Source organism: Desulfuromonas sp. CSMB_57 (assembly GCF_020194955.2).
Lineage (GTDB): Bacteria > Desulfobacterota > Desulfuromonadia > Desulfuromonadales > Syntrophotaleaceae > JAFCIY02.
Genome location: NZ_JAFCIY020000023.1, coordinates 85,145 through 106,464, shown reverse-complemented (window position 1 = coordinate 106,464; position 21,320 = coordinate 85,145). Strand labels below are relative to the sequence as shown.

20 protein-coding genes are annotated in these 21,320 nt (G+C 61.8%); 3 read left to right on the top strand and 17 right to left on the bottom strand.

Annotation, left to right across the window (positions count from 1 at the left end; translation table 11 throughout):
* Positions 1–22 precede the first annotated feature (22 nt).
* Together mtnA and glnE are read left to right on the top strand one after the other, a co-directional pair.
* Positions 23–1,069, top strand: coding sequence for an S-methyl-5-thioribose-1-phosphate isomerase (gene mtnA / locus JQN68_RS06580; protein ID WP_225072010.1), 1,047 nt, complete (start codon positions 23–25; stop codon positions 1,067–1,069).
* Positions 1,070–4,246 carry a bifunctional [glutamate--ammonia ligase]-adenylyl-L-tyrosine phosphorylase/[glutamate--ammonia-ligase] adenylyltransferase gene (gene glnE, locus JQN68_RS06575; RefSeq protein ID WP_225072009.1) on the top strand — a complete coding sequence of 1,059 codons (3,177 nt, stop codon included), beginning with the start codon at positions 1,070–1,072 and terminating at the stop codon, positions 4,244–4,246. It begins immediately after the preceding gene.
* A 137-nt stretch (positions 4,247–4,383) separates the two neighbouring features.
* On the opposite strand, the gene JQN68_RS06570 is transcribed toward glnE, so the two are convergent.
* From JQN68_RS06570 to atpB, 12 genes are all read right to left on the bottom strand, one after another.
* Complete coding sequence (locus JQN68_RS06570; protein WP_225072008.1) at positions 4,384–4,755, bottom strand: pyridoxamine 5'-phosphate oxidase family protein; 372 nt, start codon at positions 4,753–4,755, stop codon at positions 4,384–4,386.
* 95 nt (positions 4,756–4,850) lie between these two features.
* Positions 4,851–5,369, bottom strand: coding sequence for a thiol peroxidase (gene tpx / locus JQN68_RS06565; protein ID WP_225072007.1), 519 nt, complete (start codon positions 5,367–5,369; stop codon positions 4,851–4,853).
* 59 nt (positions 5,370–5,428) lie between these two features.
* A complete protein-coding gene (locus JQN68_RS06560; RefSeq protein WP_225072006.1) occupies positions 5,429–7,156 on the bottom strand; it encodes a radical SAM protein in 1,728 nt (575 codons plus the stop codon).
* A 154-nt stretch (positions 7,157–7,310) separates the two neighbouring features.
* Complete coding sequence (locus JQN68_RS06555) at positions 7,311–7,724, bottom strand: F0F1 ATP synthase subunit epsilon (protein ID WP_225072005.1); 414 nt, start codon at positions 7,722–7,724, stop codon at positions 7,311–7,313.
* A gap of 24 nt (positions 7,725–7,748) precedes the next feature.
* A complete protein-coding gene (atpD, locus tag JQN68_RS06550; protein WP_225072004.1) occupies positions 7,749–9,155 on the bottom strand; it encodes a F0F1 ATP synthase subunit beta in 1,407 nt (468 codons plus the stop codon).
* Between the two features lie 79 nt (positions 9,156–9,234).
* Positions 9,235–10,101, bottom strand: a complete 867-nt coding sequence (gene atpG / locus JQN68_RS06545) for an ATP synthase F1 subunit gamma (protein ID WP_225072003.1) — start codon at positions 10,099–10,101, stop codon at positions 9,235–9,237.
* 51 nt (positions 10,102–10,152) lie between these two features.
* Positions 10,153–11,670: a F0F1 ATP synthase subunit alpha gene (gene atpA / locus JQN68_RS06540; protein WP_225072002.1), complete on the bottom strand. Its 1,518-nt coding sequence runs from the start codon at positions 11,668–11,670 to the stop codon at positions 10,153–10,155.
* Between the two features lie 5 nt (positions 11,671–11,675).
* A complete protein-coding gene (gene atpH, locus JQN68_RS06535; RefSeq protein ID WP_225072001.1) occupies positions 11,676–12,218 on the bottom strand; it encodes an ATP synthase F1 subunit delta in 543 nt (180 codons plus the stop codon).
* Positions 12,215–12,802 carry a F0F1 ATP synthase subunit B gene (locus JQN68_RS06530; RefSeq protein ID WP_225072000.1) on the bottom strand — a complete coding sequence of 196 codons (588 nt, stop codon included), beginning with the start codon at positions 12,800–12,802 and terminating at the stop codon, positions 12,215–12,217. Before JQN68_RS06530 ends, atpH begins: the two co-directional genes overlap by 4 nt.
* Positions 12,799–13,197, bottom strand: coding sequence for a F0F1 ATP synthase subunit B family protein (locus JQN68_RS06525; RefSeq protein WP_225071999.1), 399 nt, complete (start codon positions 13,195–13,197; stop codon positions 12,799–12,801). The genes JQN68_RS06530 and JQN68_RS06525 overlap by 4 nt, the downstream gene beginning before the upstream one ends.
* Positions 13,198–13,343: 146 nt before the next feature.
* Positions 13,344–13,610, bottom strand: a complete 267-nt coding sequence (gene atpE, locus JQN68_RS06520) for an ATP synthase F0 subunit C (protein ID WP_225071998.1) — start codon at positions 13,608–13,610, stop codon at positions 13,344–13,346.
* A 61-nt stretch (positions 13,611–13,671) separates the two neighbouring features.
* Positions 13,672–14,376: a F0F1 ATP synthase subunit A gene (gene atpB, locus JQN68_RS06515; protein ID WP_225071997.1), complete on the bottom strand. Its 705-nt coding sequence runs from the start codon at positions 14,374–14,376 to the stop codon at positions 13,672–13,674.
* A 341-nt stretch (positions 14,377–14,717) separates the two neighbouring features.
* Here atpB and JQN68_RS06510 point away from each other — a divergent pair, with 341 nt between their 5' ends.
* Complete coding sequence (locus tag JQN68_RS06510) at positions 14,718–15,488, top strand: hypothetical protein (protein ID WP_249621068.1); 771 nt, start codon at positions 14,718–14,720, stop codon at positions 15,486–15,488.
* Positions 15,489–15,940: 452 nt separating this feature from the next.
* On the opposite strand, the gene ftsZ is transcribed toward JQN68_RS06510, so the two are convergent.
* The 5 genes from ftsZ to murB form a co-directional block, all read right to left on the bottom strand.
* The gene (gene ftsZ / locus JQN68_RS06505) at positions 15,941–17,086 is read right to left on the bottom strand and encodes a cell division protein FtsZ (RefSeq protein ID WP_225072020.1); all 1,146 of its coding nucleotides are present in this window, start codon (positions 17,084–17,086) and stop codon (positions 15,941–15,943) included.
* Positions 17,087–17,261: 175 nt separating this feature from the next.
* A complete protein-coding gene (gene ftsA / locus JQN68_RS06500; RefSeq protein ID WP_225071996.1) occupies positions 17,262–18,494 on the bottom strand; it encodes a cell division protein FtsA in 1,233 nt (410 codons plus the stop codon).
* Between the two features lie 26 nt (positions 18,495–18,520).
* Positions 18,521–19,423 (bottom strand): cell division protein FtsQ/DivIB, encoded by a 903-nt coding sequence (locus JQN68_RS06495; RefSeq protein ID WP_225071995.1) that lies wholly within the window; start codon positions 19,421–19,423, stop codon positions 18,521–18,523.
* Between the two features lie 49 nt (positions 19,424–19,472).
* Positions 19,473–20,390 (bottom strand): D-alanine--D-alanine ligase, encoded by a 918-nt coding sequence (locus tag JQN68_RS06490; RefSeq protein ID WP_225071994.1) that lies wholly within the window; start codon positions 20,388–20,390, stop codon positions 19,473–19,475.
* A gap of 27 nt (positions 20,391–20,417) precedes the next feature.
* Positions 20,418–21,320, bottom strand: coding sequence for a UDP-N-acetylmuramate dehydrogenase (murB, locus tag JQN68_RS06485; protein ID WP_225071993.1), 903 nt, complete (start codon positions 21,318–21,320; stop codon positions 20,418–20,420).

Below are 21,320 nucleotides of genomic sequence, written 5' to 3'. Positions count from 1 at the left end.
GACTGCGAATTTGGAGAATTCCATGTCCATCAATCCCATTGAATACCGAAATGGTGCCTGTCGCATGATCGACCAGCGGCGACTTCCCAGCGAAGAAGTGTGGCTGGAATACCGCGATTACCAGGGAGTAGCCGAGGCCATCCGCAGCATGGTGGTGCGCGGCGCGCCGGCCATCGGCGTGGCAGCGGCTTATGGTGCGGCCCTGGGGGCGCGGGATATCGAAGCTGCCGACTTCGCCGGCTTCATGCAGGAACTGGAACGGGTCTGCGCGGTTCTGGCCGCCACCCGACCGACGGCCGTCAATCTGTTCTGGGCCCTGGAGCGCATCAAGACCCGGGCGGTACAGTTAACGGGCAAAGCTTTGGGTGAAATCAAGGCCGCCCTGCTCCATGAGGCGCAGGTCATGGCCATCGAGGATGAGGCCATCAACCGGGCCATGGGCCGCCACGGCGCTGCACTCCTGTCCGATGGAGCGCGGGTGCTGACCCACTGTAACGCCGGTGCCCTGGCCACGGCCGGTTACGGCACCGCCCTGGGCGTGATTCGCGCCGCGGTGGAAAGCGGCAAGCAGGTCAGTGTACTGGCCGACGAAACCCGGCCGTTTTTGCAGGGTTCGCGCCTGACGGCCTGGGAGTTGCACCGGGACAACATCCCCGTCACCCTGATCTGCGACAACATGGCCGGCACCCTGATGCGGCAGGGAGCCGTCGATTGTGTCATCGTCGGTGCCGACCGCATCGCCGCCAACGGCGATGTCGCCAACAAGATCGGTACCTACAGCGTCGCGGTGCTGGCCCGCGAACACGGCCTGCCTTTCTACGTAGCCGCGCCTCTATCGACCATCGATCTGAGTTTGAACCACGGCGATCAGATTCCCATCGAGGAGCGCAGTCCCCAAGAGATTACCCATTGCGGCAATGTGCGACTGGCCCCTGAAGGAATCCAGGTGCGCAACCCGGCGTTTGACGTTACTCCTGCCCGCCTGGTGACGGCCATCATCACCGAACGCGGCGTGGTGCAGGGCGATTACCTCAATGGTCTGGCGGCGCTGTTCAACAGGACGGACTGAATGACCCTGACGGCGGCTTTTCTGCAGCAATGGGCGGAGGCCTTCGCCCACAACGATGAAGACTCCCTGGCAAGCCTCGTCACCCAACTGGGCTTTGCCGAAAATCGCAAAACCGCCACCAACCTGCTGCAACTCCACCAGTATGGTTCGAACCCTGCCGTTCTGGCCGACTTGGCTTGCCAGGCACGGGCCAGCGCCGATGGGGACCGCGCCCTGAACAACCTGGAACGCCTGGCGGGGCACTTGCCGGAGGTCGAACGAGCCACTCTGTGGGCCGCAACCGAAAGCCGGCCGGCCTTGCTGGCCATCCTTGGCGCCTCGCCCTTTCTCACCAACATCCTCTGCCGGCGCCCGGCCCTGTATCGACCCCTGTTTCTGGAAAAGGCGCTGCTGCAGCCCATATCGGAGTCGGAACTGCTGGCCGGATTACGCCTGGCCGTGACCGATACGGTGACCTTCACGGAACTGCAGAAGGGACTGCGGCTGTTCAAGCAGGAAACCATCCTGCGTATTGCCGCCCGCGATCTGGCCGGTCTGGCGAACCTCAGCGAAACCGCCGCCGCTCTGGCCGACCTGGCTTCCGCCGCCTTGCAGCGGGCCTGGGAAGTCTGCGACATACTGCTGCGGGCCGAACACGGCCGGCCGCTGCTGGATGAGCCGGATGAGGAGTCGGGAGACGTCGAAGGCCAGTTCGTGGTCCTGGGCATGGGCAAGCTCGGCGGCCGGGAGTTGAATTTTTCCTCGGATATCGATCTCATTTACTTCTATTCCAGCGAGCGCGGGCAGACCACCGGCATTCCCGACGGCAACGGCGCCATGGCGAACCGCCTGCCCTTGCACCAGTACTTCGTCAAGCTGGGTGAACTCATCACCCGGGCCATGAGCACGCCAACGGAGGATGGTTTTGTCTTTCGGGTCGATCTCAACCTGCGTCCCGAAGGACGCAGCGGTGAAATGGCCAACTCCCTGAACAGCGCGGAACTCTATTACGAGAGCTGGGGCCAGAGCTGGGAACGCACGGCGCTCCTCAAAGGCCGGCCGGTGGCCGGTTCCATGGCCTTCGGCGAACGGCTGCTGCAGCGACTGGAACCCTTCATCTACCGCAAATTCCTCGACTACACCATGATCGAGGATTTGAAAGTGATGAAGCAGAAGATCGACCGCAGTCTGGTGCGGGAGCGGGAGGGGGAACGCAACCTCAAGCTCGGACGGGGCGGAATCCGCGAAATCGAATTTTTCATCCAGGCCATGCAGATGATCCATGCCGGCCGGCACCCGGCCCTGCGGGAGCGCAATTCCCTGCGGGCCCTGGCCCTGCTGCGGCGCGAAGGCCTCATCGACGAGGCCACTTTCCGCACCCTGACCGAAGCCTACATCTTTCTGCGCACCACCGAACATCGTCTGCAGTTGGAGCAGGAGCGGCAGACCCACAACCTGCCCCTGGATGCGGGAGACTTGCAACGGCTTGGCCGCTGCTGCGGCTTTGCCGACCATGAAGGCTTCCGCCGCGCCCTGGATGAGCATCGCCTCGGCGTCACCGCCATCTACCATGACCTGTTCTATACCGCAGAAGAAGAAGAGGCGGAGGTCCGCCGGGAAGTGCGCTGGCTGCTGGATCCCAAAACCGACGCCGATCTGGCCAAGGATATTCTGGAAGAACAGGGCTTCCGCAACCCGGACGCCGCTTACGAAAACCTCATGGTGTTGCGGGACGGTCCGCCGCGGGGGCATCTGGCGCCCCGCGCCCGCCGGATGCTGGAGAGGATTGCACCCCAGCTGCTGCAGGAAGTCCTGGATTGCCCGGAACCGGACATGGCCTTGGGTAACCTGGAACGTTTTTTATCCGGCCTGCGGGCACGCGCCACCTTCTACGCCCTGCTGGCGGAAAATCCCGCCATCAGTCGCCTGCTGGTGACCCTCTTCGGCACCAGCCAGTTTCTGTCGCGCAACCTGATTCAGCATCCGGAAATCCTCGATGCCCTGGTATCCCGTGCTTCGGCAGCCTCCCGCCAGGAACGCGGTGCCATGGAGAAACACCTGGATCAGATGCTGAGCCGGGCCGAAGACTATGAAGATCAGCTGGATGCCCTGCGCCGCTTTCGCAATGAGGAATTCCTGCGCCTGGCTCTTAACGATCTGCACGGCAACGTGCCTCCGGGCGAAAGCCCCCGGCAATTGACCATGGTGGCGGAAACCAGCCTAAACCGGGCCATGGAGTTGGCCCGCCAGGAACTGCTGCCGCGTTACGGCCTGCCCTATTGCGAAGATGAGGCGGGCAGGCCCCATGAAGCGGCTTTTGCCATTATCGGCATGGGCAAGCTCGGCGGTCGGGAACTGACCTACCATTCGGACCTGGACATCATTTTCATTTATGAGGGTGAAGGCCAGACCCGCCCCGTAGCCGGCACGGATCCGGAACGTTTCCGGCAACGCACCAATCAGGAATATTTCGCCCGCCTGGCGCAGCGCATCATCTCCATCCTGACCCTGATCACCCGCGAGGGTTATGTCTACCAAATCGATACTCGCCTGCGTCCCTCGGGCAATCAGGGCCCCCTGGTGACCAGCCTGCCGGCTTATGGCCGCTACCACGAGGCCTCTGCCCAACTCTGGGAGCGGCAGGCCCTGGTCAAGGCGAGGGTGGTGGCCGGCCCGGAACCCCTGGCCGGCCGCATCGCGGCATTAAACCGGCGGATTACCTATGAACGGCCCCTGCCGGCGGATCATCGCGCGGAAATCTTTCGCCTGCGGCAACGCATGGAGCAGGAAATCGCCCGGGAAAGTGCCGGCCTGCTCAACATCAAGACCGGACGCGGCGGCCTGGTGGACGTCGAATTCCTGGTTCAGTACCTGCAACTGCTGCACGGCGCCGACCACCCCGAACTGCAGACCCCCAATACCCTGGAGGCCCTCAAGGCGCTGCTCCACGCCGGTCTGCTGTCCAAAACCGACTACCGCCTGCTGGCCAGCGGCTACCAGTTCCTGCGGCGACTGGAAAACCGGCTGCGCCTGGTGCACGACCAGTCCATCAGCGAACTGCGGGACGATCGCGCCAGCCTTCTGAAGTTGGCCCGCCGCCTCGGCTACCGGGAAACCCGGGCCGACGAACGCCTGCGCCGCGACTACCATACGGTCACGGAAAACATCCGCGCTATTTTTAATCGAATATTAGGCTGAAGGCTAAAGTCCGAAGACTGAAGCAAGAGAGTTAAAACCAAGGGACTCGCCTTTCACCTGATTTTGACGTTGCCTTGGTTTTTCTTCAGCCTTCAGCCTTCAGTCTTCAGCCTGTCTTTCTCAGTCTTCAGCCTGCCCTAAATCAACTCCCTGACCCTGTCTACCTGGAAATAGACCAAAAATTTCCGCCCCTGAGCGTGCGCCCCTTCATGACTGGGGCAGCGGCGCTGCAGGGATTTGATCAGTTCCTGGTCGTCGCTCTCCCCGGTTTTGGTCAGGTACAGCCTGACTCCCTGGTAACCGCCGCCCTGCTGGATGAACAGGTAGGCCGCATGGGGGTTGCCGGCCAGGTTCTGGTGGCTGAGCCGATCCAGCATGATGAAGGCGACGCTGCCGTCATCCATGACATGGGGACGGGCATACACCGCCGCATCCACCCGGCCTTCAACATCGGCGGTGGCCAGGACACCGGTGCCGGTATGAGCTTCGAAATACTCTTTCAAGTCCATAGTTCCCTCCGGAAAATGGTTGGCTGAGAAAAACAAGGCCCGCAGCAATGCATGCCGGGGCCTTGTCACAGTGCGGCAGAAAAGGTTTCCCTACCTCAGAGCAGTTTCTGCACGGCTGCCAGGGCGGCTTGGTAATCCGGTTCGTTGGCTGCCTCCTTGACCAGTTGTACATAACGCACCGTATCGTCACGATCGATCACCAGCACGGTGCGGGCGAGGAGTTTGAGTTCCTTGATCAGCAGGCCGTAGGCCAAGCCGAAGGAGCGCTCCTGATAATCGGACAGGGTTTTGATCCGTTCGATGCCGGCGTTGCCGCACCAACGGGCCTGGGCAAAGGGCAAATCGACACTGATGGTATAGATCACCACTTCGGCCGGCAATTGCGCCGCATGCTCGTTGAACTTCCGAGCCATGGTGTCACAAGGCCCCGTGTCGAGGGACGGCACAACAGTTACCAACCTTACCTTGCCGGCAGTATCTGCCAGGGTTACGGGTTTTAGGTCCGTGTCAACCACCTGAAATGGTGGCGCCTTGTCGCCAACCTTGATTTCCGGCCCCAGCAAAGTCACAGGGTTACCTACAAATGTCACCAGTCCGGTCCGTTCTTGAGTCATATGGAAATCCTTTCGTTAGCGGGATGATGACAACAAGCTTACCGCAAACGGCTTGCCCGTCAACCGCCGCACAAGCCGCAGCGCCGGCAACCCGGCCCGCAGGGAGGGGTCAGTTCGCCGGCCAGGGCCCGGCGGTATTCCTGCCACAAGAATCGGCGCGGCACCCCCTGGTCGATGATTTCCCAGGGGAACACCTCATCCTGGGCACGCTCGCGGGTCAGGAAAAAAGCCGGATCGAGGCCTTCCCGGCGGCAGGCGGCGGCCGGGTTGTCGCCCGCCGCCAAGTGCGGCAGTAGCCGGGCCGTCCGCCGATCGCCGCGGGCCAGCAGGCCCTGTAATTCAGCCAGGCGCAGGGACTCGCAGATGAGGCTGGTGTTGGGCAGACGCCCGATCCCCCGGCGCAATTGCTGCAGCTTCTTCTTCAGGGCGGCGACGCCGTCCATGGGCGCCCACTGCAGGGGTGTGAAAGGCTTGGGGATAAAAGGATTGACGGACAGGGTCAAATGACCCAGACGGCCGCGCCGGCGGCCTTCAGCCAGCCACACCGCGCGGATCCGTTCCACCAGGTTTAACATTTCTTCCAGATCGGCGGGGCCTTCCGTCGGCAGACCGATGAGGAAATAGAGCTTGAGGTTAAGAATGCCGCCGGCGGCGATAAGTTCCACGGCACCCAGAATATCGGTTTCATCCAGCCCCTTGTTGATGAGATCGCGGAGACGCTGGCTGCCGGCCTCCGGTGCGATGGCCACGGTCTTGTGGCCGGAATCGGCCAGGGCCGCCACCGCCTCGGGGGTCAGGGAATCGATGCGCAGGCTGGCCACGGAGATCTGCCCCCCCTGCTCCAGGATGTGCCGGCTGATGGCATCGATTTCGCTGTGATCGGAGACCGCTGCGCTGACCAGTCCCAGACGGCGGCGATGGACCAGCCCCTCGGTCAGTTGAGGGGCCAGGTCTGCGGCGGAGCGCTCCCGCGGCGGCAGATAGATGAAGCCGGCGGCGCAAAACCGGCATTTGCGGGCGCACCCCCTGGAAATCTCCACCAGGGCCAGGTCGCCGAATTCCGTATCGGGAGTCAGGATGACGGAGCTGCAGATGCTGCCGCCGAGGTTCGCCAGCCAACAGCGCCGAATCCGCTGCGGAGCATCCTGCAGCGGCTGATAATCCTCGATGGTGCCGTCGGCATGATAGCTCACCCGGTAGCGTGAAGGTACGTAGACACCCGGCTGGCGGGACAGTTGCGTCAGCAGTTGGGCACGATCAGCGTGCTCCTGCCCAAGGGTCGCGAGCAGTCCCGGCAGAATGACCTCGGCTTCGCCGACAGCGAACACATCCATGATATCCGCCATGGGTTCCGGATTCAGGAAGGCACAGACCCCGCCGCACAGCACCAGGGGCCAGCCGGCGCCGCGTTCCGCCGCCCACAGGGGCACCCGCCCCAGCTCGAACAGACGCGGCAGGTTGAGATAGTCGTTTTCGAAGGAGACGGAGAAGGCAATCAGGTCGAATTCGTCCAGAAAATGGCCCGATTCGAGGGAGAACAGGGGATAGCCGGTTTTCAGATGCTCGGCCAGATCTTCCTCGTCAGGCAGAAAGAACCGTTCGCACAGCACGTCTTCCCGGCTGTTCAGCAACCTAAAAACGGTCTGGAAGCCGAGGTTGCTCATGGCCTGGTGGTAGGTATTGGGAAATACCAGCGCAACGCTCAGGCGCCCGCCCCAGGGCTTGCTAAAAGTGCCCGTTTCCGCCGCCAGGCGCCGCTGCGCCCGTTCGAGAAGCTTTCGTGACATAGGGTGGATTCTCCTGCCGCAAGCTGCATCCTGGCCTTGAACCTACCGCACTCCCAAAAATAAACCCCGGCATAGGGAGACACCGCGCGCCAAAACAAAAAAAGCCGGAGCAGAACCCCGGCCGCTCCGGCAAAATGACAGATGGCCCATCATATCACCGTCCATGATGGGAGGCAACATGAATGCGGGTCAGAGCCCGCTGCAGGGCGTGGCTCACCAGCAGATATTCCTTGTCTTCCGGCGTCAGCTTGCGCAATTCTTCCTCGGCGCGTCCCAGGGCCGCTTCGGCCCTCGCCAGATCGATCTGATCGGCAGCTTCGGCGGTTTCCACCAGTACCACCACCCGATCTTCGGCGATTTCCAGATAGCCCCAGTTCACCGCCATGAAACGGGTTTCCTTGCCCTGCCGATAGGACAGTTCCCCGGCTTCAAGGGTGGTGAACAGGGGGGTATGCCCCGGCAACAGGCCGAGTTGCCCGACGGTGCCCGGCACGTTGACTTCATCGACGGATTCGCTCAGCACGATCCGGGTCGGGGTCACCACTTCCAGGTGCAGTTGAATGGCCATGATGTCGCCTCCCCGTCAGCAGTCTTACGCCCCAAGTCGGCGGGCATTTTCCAGCACTTCCTCGATGGTGCCGACCATGTAGAAGGCCTGCTCCGGCACGCTGTCGTGCTTGCCCTCGACGATCTCCCGGAACCCCTGAATGGTTTCCTGCAAGGTCACGTATTTTCCCGGAGTGCCGGTGAAAACCTCGGCCACGTGGAAGGGCTGGGACAGAAACCGCTGCAGTTTGCGGGCCCGGCTGACCAATTGTTTGTCTTCTTCGGAAAGCTCCTCGAGGCCGAGGATGGCGATGATGTCCTGCAGATCCTTGTAGCGCTGCAGCACATACTGGACCTGGCGCGCCACCTGGTAGTGCTCTTCGCCCAGCACCTGGGGATCCAGGATGCGGCTGGTAGAATCGAGGGGGTCCACTGCCGGATAGATGCCGAGCTCGGCGATCTGCCGGGACAGGACCGTGGTTGCATCGAGATGGGCGAAGGTGGTCGCCGGCGCCGGGTCGGTAAGGTCGTCGGCCGGCACGTAGATGGCCTGCACCGAGGTGATGCTGCCATGACGGGTGGTGGTGATACGCTCCTGCAATTCGCCCATCTCCGTGGCCAGGGTCGGCTGATAGCCGACGGCGGACGGAATGCGGCCCAACAGAGCCGAGACTTCGGAGCCGGCCTGGGTAAAGCGGAAAATGTTGTCGATGAACAGCAGCACGTCCTGATGTTCCTCGTCCCGGAAATACTCCGCCACCGTCAGGGCCGAGAGAGCCACCCGGGCGCGGGCGCCCGGCGGCTCGTTCATCTGCCCGTAGACCAGGGCGGTTTTGTCCAGCACTCCCGACTCCTGCATTTCCCGCCAGAGATCGTTGCCTTCCCGGGTCCGTTCGCCGACACCGGCGAACACCGAATAGCCGCCATGCTTCTTGGCAATATTGTGAATCAATTCCATGATCAGCACCGTCTTACCGACCCCGGCGCCGCCGAACAGGCCGATCTTGCCGCCGCGCGCATAGGGTGCCAGCAAATCCACCACCTTGATGCCCGTTTCGAAGGCTTCGATGCGGGTCGACTGATCGACGAATTCCGGTGTCGGACGGTGGATTTCCCAGGTGGTTTCGGCCTCGACCGGGCCGCCTTCATCCACCGGCTGGCCGATGACGTTGAGAATCCGTCCCAAGGTGGCGCGGCCGACGGGCACCGCGATCTGTCGCCCCGTGGCCCGTACCGCCTGGCCGCGCACCAGCCCTTCCGTAGCATCCATGGCAATGGCCCGCACCGTATGTTCGCCGAGATGCTGGGCGACTTCCGCCACCAGGTTCCATTCCCCTTCGCCCAGGGACGGATTGGTGATCAGCAGGGCATGATAGATATCGGGCAGCGGCCCTTCCGCAAAGGTCACGTCGATGACCGGACCGATGACCTGGGTGATGATGCCTGTATTCATGGCGAATTCGTCCTTTGCTTTCAGCGGAGCAATCTGATTGCACCGGCTTGACGAGCCGGCCCCGGAGTTGTTGCCGCCCTTATTGAATGGAAGCGGCTCCGGAAATGATTTCCATCAACTCGGTGGTGATCACCGTCTGCCGGGCCCGGTTGTATTGCAGGGTGAGGCGGTGGATCATGTCGGCGGCGCTGCGGCTGGCGCAATCCATGGCGCTCATGCGGGCCGCATGCTCCGAGGCCTGGGATTCCAGGATGGCACGGTAAAGCTGCACCTCCACATGTTTCGGCAGCAGCGAAGCCAGCAGGGCGCCGCGATCGGGTTCGTAAAGCGGCGGGATCGGCGGTTCTTCCATTTCCGGCTGCGGCGGCGCCACGGGCAGCAGGGTCTTGACCGTCACTTCCTGGCAGATGGCGCTGCGGTAGGCATTGTAGATCAGGTAGACCACATCGCAGCGCTCGGCCTGGTAGCGCTCCACCACCTCGCGGCCCAGCATGGCGGCCAGGGTATAGGTTTCCTCGTTGCCGGGGTTTTGAAAATCCTGAACGATGGGGGGAACCGCCCTTCCCTTCAGTTGTTCGCGACCCTTGCGACCCACCACCATCAATGCGTAAGCCTCGCAGGCGTCGGCATTTTCCTTGATAAACTGCTCCGTGGTCCGCGCCAGGTTGACGTTGAAGCCGCCGCAGAGACCGCGGTCGGAACCGAGCATGACGACCAGCGCCTGACGGGGTTTGCGGCATTGCAGCAACGGGTGATCCGCCGCCGCTTCGCGGCCGGCCAAATCGGCCAGCACCTGGTCCATCTTTTCCGCATAGGGCCGGGCCGCCAGCATCACCTGTTGGGCCTTGCGAAAGCGGGCCGCCGCGATCATCTTCATGGCCTTGGTGATCTGCTGGGTATTCTTGACCGAGGCGATGCGCTTCTTGATGTCTTTCAGATTCGGCATGCAACCGCTCTCCCGGGTCGGTCCGGCCGGTTCCGGCTGATTGACGGCATATCAGTCCTTCTTCACCGTGAACTGTTCGGCGAACTGTTCCAGGGCCGTGCGCAGGCGGTCGTCCAGCTCATGGTCGATGGCTTTGCGCTCCCGCAGCAGGGCCAGCAGTTCTTCATGCCGGCCGGCAAGGAAGGCGTACAACTCCTCTTCATAGCGGCGCAGGACGGTCAGCGGATATTTGTCCAGATAACCCTTGGTGGCGGCAAAAATGATGACGATCTGCTGCTCCACGGCCAGGGGACGGTATTGGGGCTGCTTGAGCACCTCCACCAGTCGGGCGCCGCGCTGCAGTTGCTTCTGGGTGGCCGCATCCAGATCCGAGCCGAACTGGGCGAAGGCGGCCATCTCCCGGTACTGGGCGAGGGACAGGCGCAGAGTTCCGGCCACCTGCTTCATGGCCTTGACCTGGGCGCTGCCGCCGACCCGGGACACACTCAAGCCGACATTGATGGCCGGCCGTACACCGTTGTAGAACAGATCCGCCTCGAGAAATATCTGCCCGTCGGTAATGGAGATGACGTTGGTCGGAATGTAGGCGGACAGATCGCCGGCCTGGGTTTCGACGATGGGCAGAGCGGTCAGGCTGCCGCCGCCCAGTTCATCCTTGAGTTTGGCGGCCCGCTCCAGCAGGCGGCTGTGCAGGTAGAAGACATCCCCCGGGTAGGCTTCGCGGCCCGGCGGCCGCCGCAACAGCAGGGACAGCTGTCGATAGGCCACGGCGTGCTTGGAGAGGTCGTCATAAACGATGAGGGCATGGCGGCCATTGTCGCGGAAATATTCGCCCATGGTGACACCGGCATAGGGCGCGATGAACTGCAACGGCGCCGGTTCGCTGGCCCCGGCGGCCACCACGATGGTGTAGTCCATGGCGCCGTGCTGCCGCAGGCGATCGACCACCTGGGCCACCGTCGACTGCTTCTGGCCGATGGCCACGTAGAGGCAGACGACATCCTTGCCCTGCTGGTTGAGAATGGTGTCGATGGCCAGGGCGGTTTTGCCGGTCTGCCGATCGCCGATGATCAGTTCGCGCTGACCGCGGCCGATGGGGACCAGGGCATCGATGGCCTTCAGCCCGGTCTGCAGAGGTTCGTGCACGGATTTACGGGTGACGATTCCCGGTGCCTTGAGTTCGACCTGGCGACTCTCTTCGATGTGCAGAGGACCGGCGCCGTCGATGGGCAGGCCGATGCCGTTGACCACGCGCCCGATGAGCGCCTCACCCACCGGCACCTCGACGATGCGACCGGTTCGCCGCACCGTATCCCCCTCGCGGAGGTGGGTCGTCTCACCGAGGATGGCGGCACCGACGTTCTGCTCCTCAAGATTGAGCACCATGCCGATGGTCCCATCGGCGAATTCCAGCAATTCGCCGGCCATGGCCCGGTCCAATCCATAGATGCGGGCAATGCCGTCGCCGACGGCAATGATGGTACCCGTTTCGCTGACATCGATGACCTGATCGAACTGTTCAATCTGCTGCTTGATGATGGCGCTGATTTCTTCCGCCCGGATTTCCATTCCCCTCACCCTCTGCCGACCTGCGCCGCCAGACGCTCCAGGCGTCCGACAACGCTGCAATCCATAATCCGGGAGCCGACGCGCACCCGCAGACCGCCGACCAGTTCCGGAACCGTTTCAAACTCCAGCACCACCCGGCGGCCGGTCTGCTGTTCCACCAGGGCCTGGAGTTTCGCTTGCTGCTGCGGGTCCAGGGGTACCGCCGACTCGACCTGAACCCGAACCAGTTGCAACAGGCCGTCGGCCTGCTCCCGGTAATGCCTGAGAATGCCGGGGAACTGCCCAAACCGGCCCCGCTCCTGCAACAGTCCGAGAAATTTGCACAGCAGCTTGTCCAAACGCAGATGGTCCGCCAGGCCCGCCAGCAGGGCCGTCTTTTTATCCTTGGCCAAGGTCGGGCTTTCCAGCAACGGCCCGAGGCGGGGCTCGACGGCCAAAGCCGCAGCCACGTTGCGCAACTGCCGCCAAACCTCCTCCAACTGTCCCTGTTCGGCCGCGAGAGTGGCCAGGGCCCGGGCATAGCGTTGTTCAACCGCAGCGAGTTTCATGACTCCTCCGCCACCTGTTGCAAGGCAGTTTCCAGCAACCGGCGATGATCTTCCGGAGTCATGGCCTCACGCACCAACTGTTCGGCCAACGCCACTGCCTGCCGGGCCGCTTCGCGCTGCAGGACCTGCCGGGCCTGGCTCACCTCACGTTGCGCGGCCGCCGTGACCTGCGCCTGCAACTGGGCAACGGCCTGACGACCGCTGGCCAAAATCTGCTCCCGCTGAATTTCGCACTCCCGACGGATGCCGGACCGAAGTTCCTCCACAACCGACCCCGCCGCGGCCAGTTCGCGCAACCCGGCTGCATGACGTGCCTCCATGTCAGCCACGGCTCTGCGACCCTCCTCCAGTTCCGCGGCGATGCGGTTCCGGCGGGCGGCCAGAGCCCGTTTCAAGGGACCGAACAGGAAATAGCCGAGCAGCCCCAGGGTCACACCCGTATCCAGACAGCGATACAGAAAATCCCGCAGGTGTCCCACCGCGTGTTCCCCCTCATTTCCCCAGGCCGGAGGGATCATCACCAGAGAGCCAACCGTCACCATACCGGCCACCAGGAACCGGCCGCCGCGTCGCGAGGCCCTCACAGCGGCCTCCCCAGAATCCGTCCCGCCAGCTGCCGGGCAATGCGTCGGGTTTCGGCCGCCAACTGCCCGGCGACTGTCAACCGCTGCCGTTCCACCTCGGTCCTGATTTCGGCACTGTGCGTCACCGCCTCCTGCTGGGCGGCGGCCAGCAAGGCATCCCGCTCGGCGGCGGCCGCCGCCACCACCTGCGCCCGTTCGACCTGGGCCTGCAGTTTGGCCTCCGCCAGTTGCCGGCGATATTCCCGGGCCTGTTGCTCCAACGCCGATTCCAGGCCGGCGACCCGCTCCGCGGTCTGCCGCAGGCCCTCGCGCCGACGATGCATGACGTTTCGCAAGGGCCGATAGAGCAGCCAGTCCATAACCAGAACCAGGATGGCAAAATTCAGCACTTGCATCCAGAATGTCCAGTTAAGCTTGAGCACTCGTAAACCTCTCTGTTCTTCCTGCCCCTGGTCCCATGGCATGGCACCCGGCCAGACTGGCGCATGAATGCCTGCTTCAGAAACCGGGCCGAGGCCATTATCGACCGGGTTTTCTCGTTCTATTTCGCCAGCAGGGTCAGCACATGCTCTGTAAAGGGGTTGGCGAACAGAATGATCATGGCTACGACGAACACGTAAATCGCAACCGATTCGACCATGGCCAAGCCGATCATCATGGTCGTCAGGATTTTGCCGCTGGCGCCGGGATTGCGGGCCACCGCCTCCAAAGCGGATTTGACCGCCAACCCCTGCCCCAGACTCGGTCCGACCGCGCCAACCGCCATGCCGAAACCGGCAACGATGATACACCAGCTAAAATAATCCATGCTCAATGTCTCCTTCCATGCAGCAACAGGTTGAACAACCAAGAAGCATCTTTAATTCTGACTAATGTGTTTCCTCCAGGGCACCGGCTATGTAGATCATGCTCAACAGGGTAAAAACGAAGCTTTGAATCAACGCCACCAGAATTCCCAGAACAATCATAGGGATGGGCACCAGCATTGGCATCAGGGCAAAGAAAATCATAAGCACCACTTCATGTCCATACATGTTGCCGAACAGACGTAACGACAAGGACAGAGGTCGGGAAAGATGGCCTATCAGTTCGATGGGCAGCATGATGGGCGCCAGCCACCAGATGGGACCCGTGAAATGCTTGAGATAACTCAGACCATGCTCCCGAACGCCGATGATGTGGGTCATGGCGAACACCGTCAGGGCCAAGGCGGCGTTGGTGTTGATATTGGCGGTCGGCGGAGCGAAACCGGGTATCAGGGAGATGAGATTGGAAACCAGGATGAAGAGCGCCAGAGTGGCAATGAGAGGGAAATATTTGCGGCCTTTCGGACCCATGGTGGCATCCATCAACCGTTCCAGTTCCTCCACGATCAATTCCACCGCATTTTGCAAAGCCCCGGGAGTTTCTCCCAGACGCCGCCGCGTCAGCAACCCCACACCAATGAGCAACAGCATGACCATCCAGACTCCGGTGACATGCCCGAAATAGCCGTAGCGGTCTAACTGCTCCGGACTCATGCCAAGGGGCAATTGCTTTGCAAGCCATTCCAGAATCAAAAAAGGATGATTCATGTTACGCCATTCCTGCCGCTGGGCTTGAAAGGTCCGCGACGACGACCCGACACCTCCTGCAATACCGGACCCACCACGCCAAAGCCGCCTCTTTCGAGGCGGCTCCGGTTGAACCCTTTATTGTTGCGCCCGGTCCGCCCCGACTCGGCAAGGCGCAGCGGACGCGATGGCATGTCGTAGGCGGAATGGGAATCTGTCTGCCGGCACGAACCTGCCAATCGGACGGCCACGGTCGAAATGCATGGAGTTCGTTTGTCAAAAACCCGCTAGAAACTACCTGCGGATAACATTCAACTCCTTGACCTTCGCATAATGAACCGGGGAACGCAAAGGTTTTTTTTGTGCATTTCCGGGAGCAGCTGAACAATTATTATGCAATTTCACGGCTGAAATTCAAAACGGTCTGGATGGGTTTTGTCACCGCCGGATCAGGTACACAACCAAGCTCGGCAAATTTTACCAAAAAAAGGGGGACACAGCATGTGTCCCCCTGGAAATTTCTTGAATGCAGTCAGACGGACTTTAGGTCGCGCCGCCGGTTTTTTGTCCTGCAATCAGTGTTTATACCCGATTACCTGCTGCCGCCCCATGCGACCCACAACGCCGGAACGCTGGACCCGGTGCAAATGGAACTTTTTAGACTGGACGATCCGTGCCGCCAATTCACAGAGGAACCGCAGATCATGCCTCACGGCCGGTTTCCTGCTACAGGTTCCCATCGCTCCCACCGCCCCTGCGCGAGCCTTGCGGGCCAAAATCGCCTGCTTGAAGCGCACCAGTCGCTCCGGCAATTCATAGATCGTCCCGTTTACGCCCCTGACTACCAGTTTTGCATCTCTTTTTCCCACCATGATAACCCCCGTTTCCCTGTTGGCACGAACTATCATCCATCGAAGCCGGACCAGCAGCGAAAGCAAATCACGCCGGAGAGCTTCGAAACCCTACGAAACCTTTTTCGTCTCGTTACAACCACATCGACACTTCCGGCCGGAAAAGTGTCGGCAATCCAAAGGACATGCCCACCGCCCTGCATGCTTCCAACTCTATCAATGTTATTTTTGGTTGTCAAAGGTAATTTTTACTCCCACAAGGTCATTTTAGGTTATTTTTGATATAACCTGTTTACCGTTTATAACCTAAGGGAACGGCGAATCACATTGTTTAGTTTCTTCAAACAAAAATGGTAGAAAATCTCAGGGTCTTTTGCCAAATCGGGGGTTTTGGAGAGCAATAAAGTGGTCATCCGGGCGCCGGGCTCCCTCGATGGGCGCTCTTTGACAGCCATTTTTTGAAGTAACGCCAATCGGCGGATTCTTCTGACAGGGGCAAAGGGTAAACCCACTTGTCGGATGGAGGCGGTGAGATGGGAAAAAATGAAAAAAGGGGGCTGCAGCACGGCAGCCCCCGAAAAGGGAGTCATCGAACGAAAAGCGGAGTCCTGAAAACTCAGGGACGCTTTTGGGGCATGGCGACCAAGGCTCGTTGCGGCGGAGGTGAGAGGGAAAGGCGGAGATCCTTTCCCATCACGGCGTTCCGACCCGGAACCTCTGTCGGGCTATGACGTTCAGTCCACCCGCTTGCGCAGGAAGGTGGGGATGTCGAACTCATGTTCTTCGCCCAGGGGAGTACGATACAGCTTGGGGCCATCCTTCTGGCGCTCCCGGATGAACGTCGGCAGATCGCGGTCGACCTTCTCCAGCCCGGCAACGGTGCGACTGCGCAAATCCTCGACGTTGCGGCGCCCCTTCTCGAAGGAATCGCCGAAACCGGTGGCAATGGCGGTAATTTTAATGCGCTCACCGAGTTCTTCATTGATGACCAGGCCGATGATGATGTTGGCATCCTCGTGCACCTTCTCGTGGATGATGCTGGATGCCTCGTCGAACTCCTCCATGGTCATGCTGGAAGAAGCGGTGATGTTGACCAGCACGCCCTTGGCGCCGGAGATGTCGATCTCCTCCAGCAGCGGGCTGCTGATGGCCCGATGGGCGGCTTCGGCCGCCCGCCGCTCGCCTTCGGCCACACCGATACCCATCATGGCCATGCCGCGCTCACTCATGACCGCCTTGACGTCGGCAAAGTCGACGTTGATCAGACCACTGGTGGTTATCAGCTCGGAGATCCCCTGAACCGCCTGCCGCAGGACATCATCCGAGGGTTTGAAGGCGTCGAGAATGCTGGTATTTTTGCCTGACAGACCGAGCAGACGATCATTGGGTATGACAATCAGGGAGTCCACCACATCCTTGAGCAGGTCGATGCCCTGACCGGCCTTCTTCATGCGTTGCTTGCCTTCACGGGTGAAAGGCTTGGTGACCACGGCGACGGTGAGGGCGCCCTGCTCTTTGGCCACCTCGGCAATAATCGGCGCGGCTCCGGTGCCGGTACCGCCGCCGAGCCCGGCAGCGATGAACACCATGTCCGCCCCTTCCAAAATCTCGGCCAGGCGCACCCGGTCCTCGTTGGCGGCCTCGCGACCGACTTCAGGATTGGCGCCCGCACCCAGCCCCTTGGTCAGCTTGTTGCCGAGTTGCACCTTGACCGGCGCCTGGCTCTTGCGCAGGGCTTGGGCGTCGGTATTGGCGACAACAAAATCGACCCCCTCCAGTTCGGCCATGATCATGGTATTGACGGCGTTGCCGCCGCCACCGCCGACACCGATGACCTTGATCTTCGCCGTTTGATCCAGGTCTTCGTCGAATTCAAATATAACGCGTTCTGTCATGACTCCCTCCCCATGCTTGAAAGACCGGATTTCTCCGTAACCCGGCCACGCTGATGTCGCCCTGCCGCCCCTTTAAAATTGCCGAACCGCCCGGAGTGAACCGTTTGCTCAATCCCCGGAGATAAACTCCGGCTGACGGCCGCGAAGCCTTTCGCCTTGCTCAGAAAAATTCGGTGAACCATTCTTTCATGCGCCGCAGCACCTTGTCGAACAGGTTTTCCTGGCCGATCTTGAATTTGGCGGCCACGCCCTCGTGCTGGCTGCCGAATTTGACCAGACCAACGCCGGTGGAATAGATGGGAGAATTCACCACATCCACCAGACCGCCGATGCCCTGGGGGGTACCGCGCCGCACCGGCAGGTTGAAGATCTGTTCGGCCATCTCCGGCATGCCCGGCAGGATGCAGCTGCCGCCGGTGAGCACGATGCCCGAAGCGATGAGATCCTCGAACCCGCTCTTGATGATCTCGCGCTGCACCAGGGTCAGAATCTCCTCGACCCGCGGTTCGAGAATCTCCGCCAGCAGTTGGCGCGACAGGACCCGCGAATCCCGGCCGCCCACGGAAGGGACGGTAATGGTTTCATCCTTGCCGACCAGGGAGGTCAGGCAGCAGCCGAATTTTTTCTTGATGGCTTCCGCTTCGGCCATGGGAGTGCGGAGGCCGACGGCAATATCGTTGGTCAGATGGTTGCCGCCCAGAGCCAGCACGGCCGTATGTTTGATGGCGCCGTCGATGAACAGGGCCAGATCGGTGGTGCCGCCGCCGATATCGATCATGGCGACACCCAGTTCCTTTTCATCCGGCGACAGCACTGCTTCGGCCGAAGCCAGCTGTTCCAGAACAATGTCGGAAACATCGACCTGGGCGCGGTTGCAGCTGCGGACGATATTCTGGGCGCTGGCGGTGGCGGCGGTGACGATATGCACCTTGGCTTCGAGGCGGATGCCGCACATGCCGAGGGGCTCGAGAATACCGTCCTGATCATCGACGATGTATTCCTGGGCGATGGTATGGATCACCTCCCGGTCCATGGGAATGGCGACGGCCCGCGCCGCATCCAGCACCCGGCGCACGTCTTCGTCCGTCACTTCGCGGTTTTTTACCGCAATGACGCCCTGGGAGTTGAACCCGCGGATATGACCGCCGGCGATGCCGGCATAGACGTTCTTGATCTGGCAACCGGCCATCAATTCGGCCTCGCTGAGGGCCTTGCGGATGGCCTCGACGGTGCTGTCGATATTGATCACCATGCCTTTGCGCATGCCCTTGGAGGGGCTGCTGCCGATGCCGACGATATCCAGCCCGTCTTCAGTCTGATGACCGACGATGGCGCAGATCTTGGTGGTGCCGATATCCAGGCCTACAATCAGATTATCTCTGCCATTACTCATGTCTATGCCTTTCCCCCCATGGGTAATTACCCCTTGCCAGGGGTACCACCATTATCCAGTTTGACAATGACGCGCTGCGCCACATTCAGATCGATGGACTGGATGCCGCTCAACCGCTGTTGCAACTCCGGGTAAATCCGCTCCAGACGATCCAGCTTCGGAGCAAAATCGGCCTGGCCGATATGCACCGGCACTCCGCCCGCGTGGGTGAACAGGGTCATGCCTGCCTTCTCGTCAACCGCCAGTTCGGAGATAGCCGTCAGGCCGAAAACCTTACGCTGCTCCAGTTTATCCAATAATGCAAGGGCTTCCAAGAGCCGTTTACGCACAGCCTCGGGTTTTTTCAGCAGTTCGCTGCGCTCGATGCCGGAAATAACCGGATAGTCAAGACTTTCTCCCCGCGACAGGGATTTGAAAACCTCGCCTTCGGCGTCCACGTAATAAAGATGGTCGAGGCGCACGATGGCCTTGGGCTGCCGCTCCTGAATGCGAATGAGCAGTTCGTTGGGAAACACCCGTTTGACCTCGGCGCGAGCGATCCATGGACTCTGCTCGATGCGGCGGCCGATGAGTTCCAGATCCAGAGCAAAAATGTTGGTTCCCGGACAAACCTCGGAAAGGGCGACGACCTGTTCCTCGCTGACCCGTTGCTGAGCTTCCACCCGGACCTGGCGGACCTGGAAATACTCGGCGGCCAACAGGCTCCGAACCCCGAACACCGCCGCGCCGCCGATGACGGCAAGGCCCCCGAGGACCACCGAACTTCGGAAGACAAACCGCAGCATCCGGCCCCAGGGCAGGGCGCCCCAGGGCAGGCGTCGCCGTTGACGGGGCTGCCGTAGCGGCCGGTTTTGGCGAACCGGGGCGGACTGGCGCTGGTTTGCTTTGCGGCGACTGTTCCAGCGATTGTTGTTTCTCGATTTCTGCACACAGCCTCCCTTTCGAGAATCGGATCTCGACCCGGCGGTACGCTCCCGGTCACTTGCCCAGAGCGGCTCCTTCCAGAATGCGCTGCACCAGTTCGACAAAGGGCAACCCTGCTGCCGCCGCTGCTTTGGGCAACAGGCTGGTCGCCGTCATGCCGGGAATGGTATTGACCTCCAGGCAGGTGAAATCGTTGTCGCCGACCATGAAATCGACCCGGGCCGCGCCGCTGCAGCCGAGGGCCTGGCAGGCCTGGCAGGCCGCCTGCTGAAGTCCCGCATAGATCCCCTCGGGCAGGGGCGCCGGCAGCAGATATTCGGTCTGCCCGGCCGTGTACTTGGCCTGGTAATCATAAAAGCCGCCCTTGGGCACCACCTGGATGACCGGCAGAGCTTCCCCGTCCAGCACCCCGACGGTGACTTCGGCACCGGCCACGAACTGCTCCACCAGCACCAGACTGTCAAACCGGAAGGCTTCGGTCAGCCCTGCCGCCAATTCCGCCTGCTCCCTGGCGATACTGATGCCGATGGTCGACCCTTCGCGCGCCGGTTTCACGACCACCGGAAAGGGTGGCAAACTGCCTTGTACTTGGGAGCCTGGGCGAAACACGGCAAAGGCGGGCGTATTCACACCATGATACTGCAACATCTTTTTGGTCGCTACCTTGTCCATGGCCAGGCTCGAGGCCAGCACGCCGCTGCCGGTGTAGGGGATGCCCATCATTTCGAGCAATCCCTGCACCGTGCCGTCTTCGCCGAAGCGGCCGTGCAGAGCGATGAAGGCCACCTCGGTCCGGGACTCCTCCAGCCTTGCCGGCAGGGACCGATCGGCATCGATGTCCGTTACCCGGTAGCCCGCTTCGCGCAGCGCCTGGCTGATGGCGTGACCGGTACGCAGAGAAACCTCCCGCTCGGCGGACAATCCGCCCATCAGCACAGCGATATTCTTGGTTTTCAGTTCCTGGCGTGTCATAAAAATTCCTGCTTGCTCCGTTGACCTTCAATCCGTACCGATGACCCGAACCTCGGGTTCCAAAAGGATGTCCGCCCGGCTTTGCACCGCCCGCTGGATCCTGCCAATCAGGTCCAGCACCTCGCCGGCCGTGGCGCCCCCCTGGTTGATAATGAAATTGGCATGTTTGTCGGCAACCTGCGCCTGCCCCACCCGGGCGCCGCGCATGCCGGCCGCCTCGATGAGCCGCCATGCGGGAAGCTCCGGGGCCGGGTTCTTGAACACCGAACCGGCATTGGGCCGGCCGACGCCCTGGGCCTGCCGCCGTTGCTCGAGCCGCCGGCGAACCGCCGTCTCCAGGGCCGAAGGTTCCCCCGGCGCAAACTGCAACTGCGCCAGAGCGACCACTCTGCCGGCCGGCAGGGAGGCATGCCGGTATCCCAAATCCAGGCGCTCTACCGGCCATTCTTCCAGACCCTCCGGACCGGCCAGCACCACCTGCCGCAGCACACCCGCCATATCCTGCCCTCCGGCACCGGCGTTCATGGCGACGGCCCCGCCCAGGGTCGCGGGGATTCCGGCGAGTTGCTCCAATCCCGCCCAGCCACGCACGGCGGCATTGCGAATCACGTTCATCAGCGGCAAACCGGCCTCGGCCCGCAAGCTGCCGTCGGTCAGCCATTGCGCCCGGCGCAGGCGCTTCAGGCACAGAATCGCGCCACGCCAACCGCCATCGCGCACCAGCAGGTTGCTGCCTGCTCCCAGCGCCAGCCAAGGCTGTCCGGCATCCTCCAGCATCCGCAAGGCCGTCACCAACTCGTCGGCATCAAGCGGCTCCAGGTACAGATCGGCGGGCCCGCCGATGCGCCAGGTGGTATGACGACTCATGGGCTCCGCGACGCGGACCGCTCCGCGCAGGACGGAACGCAATGCTGCCGCCAGACTTTCCAC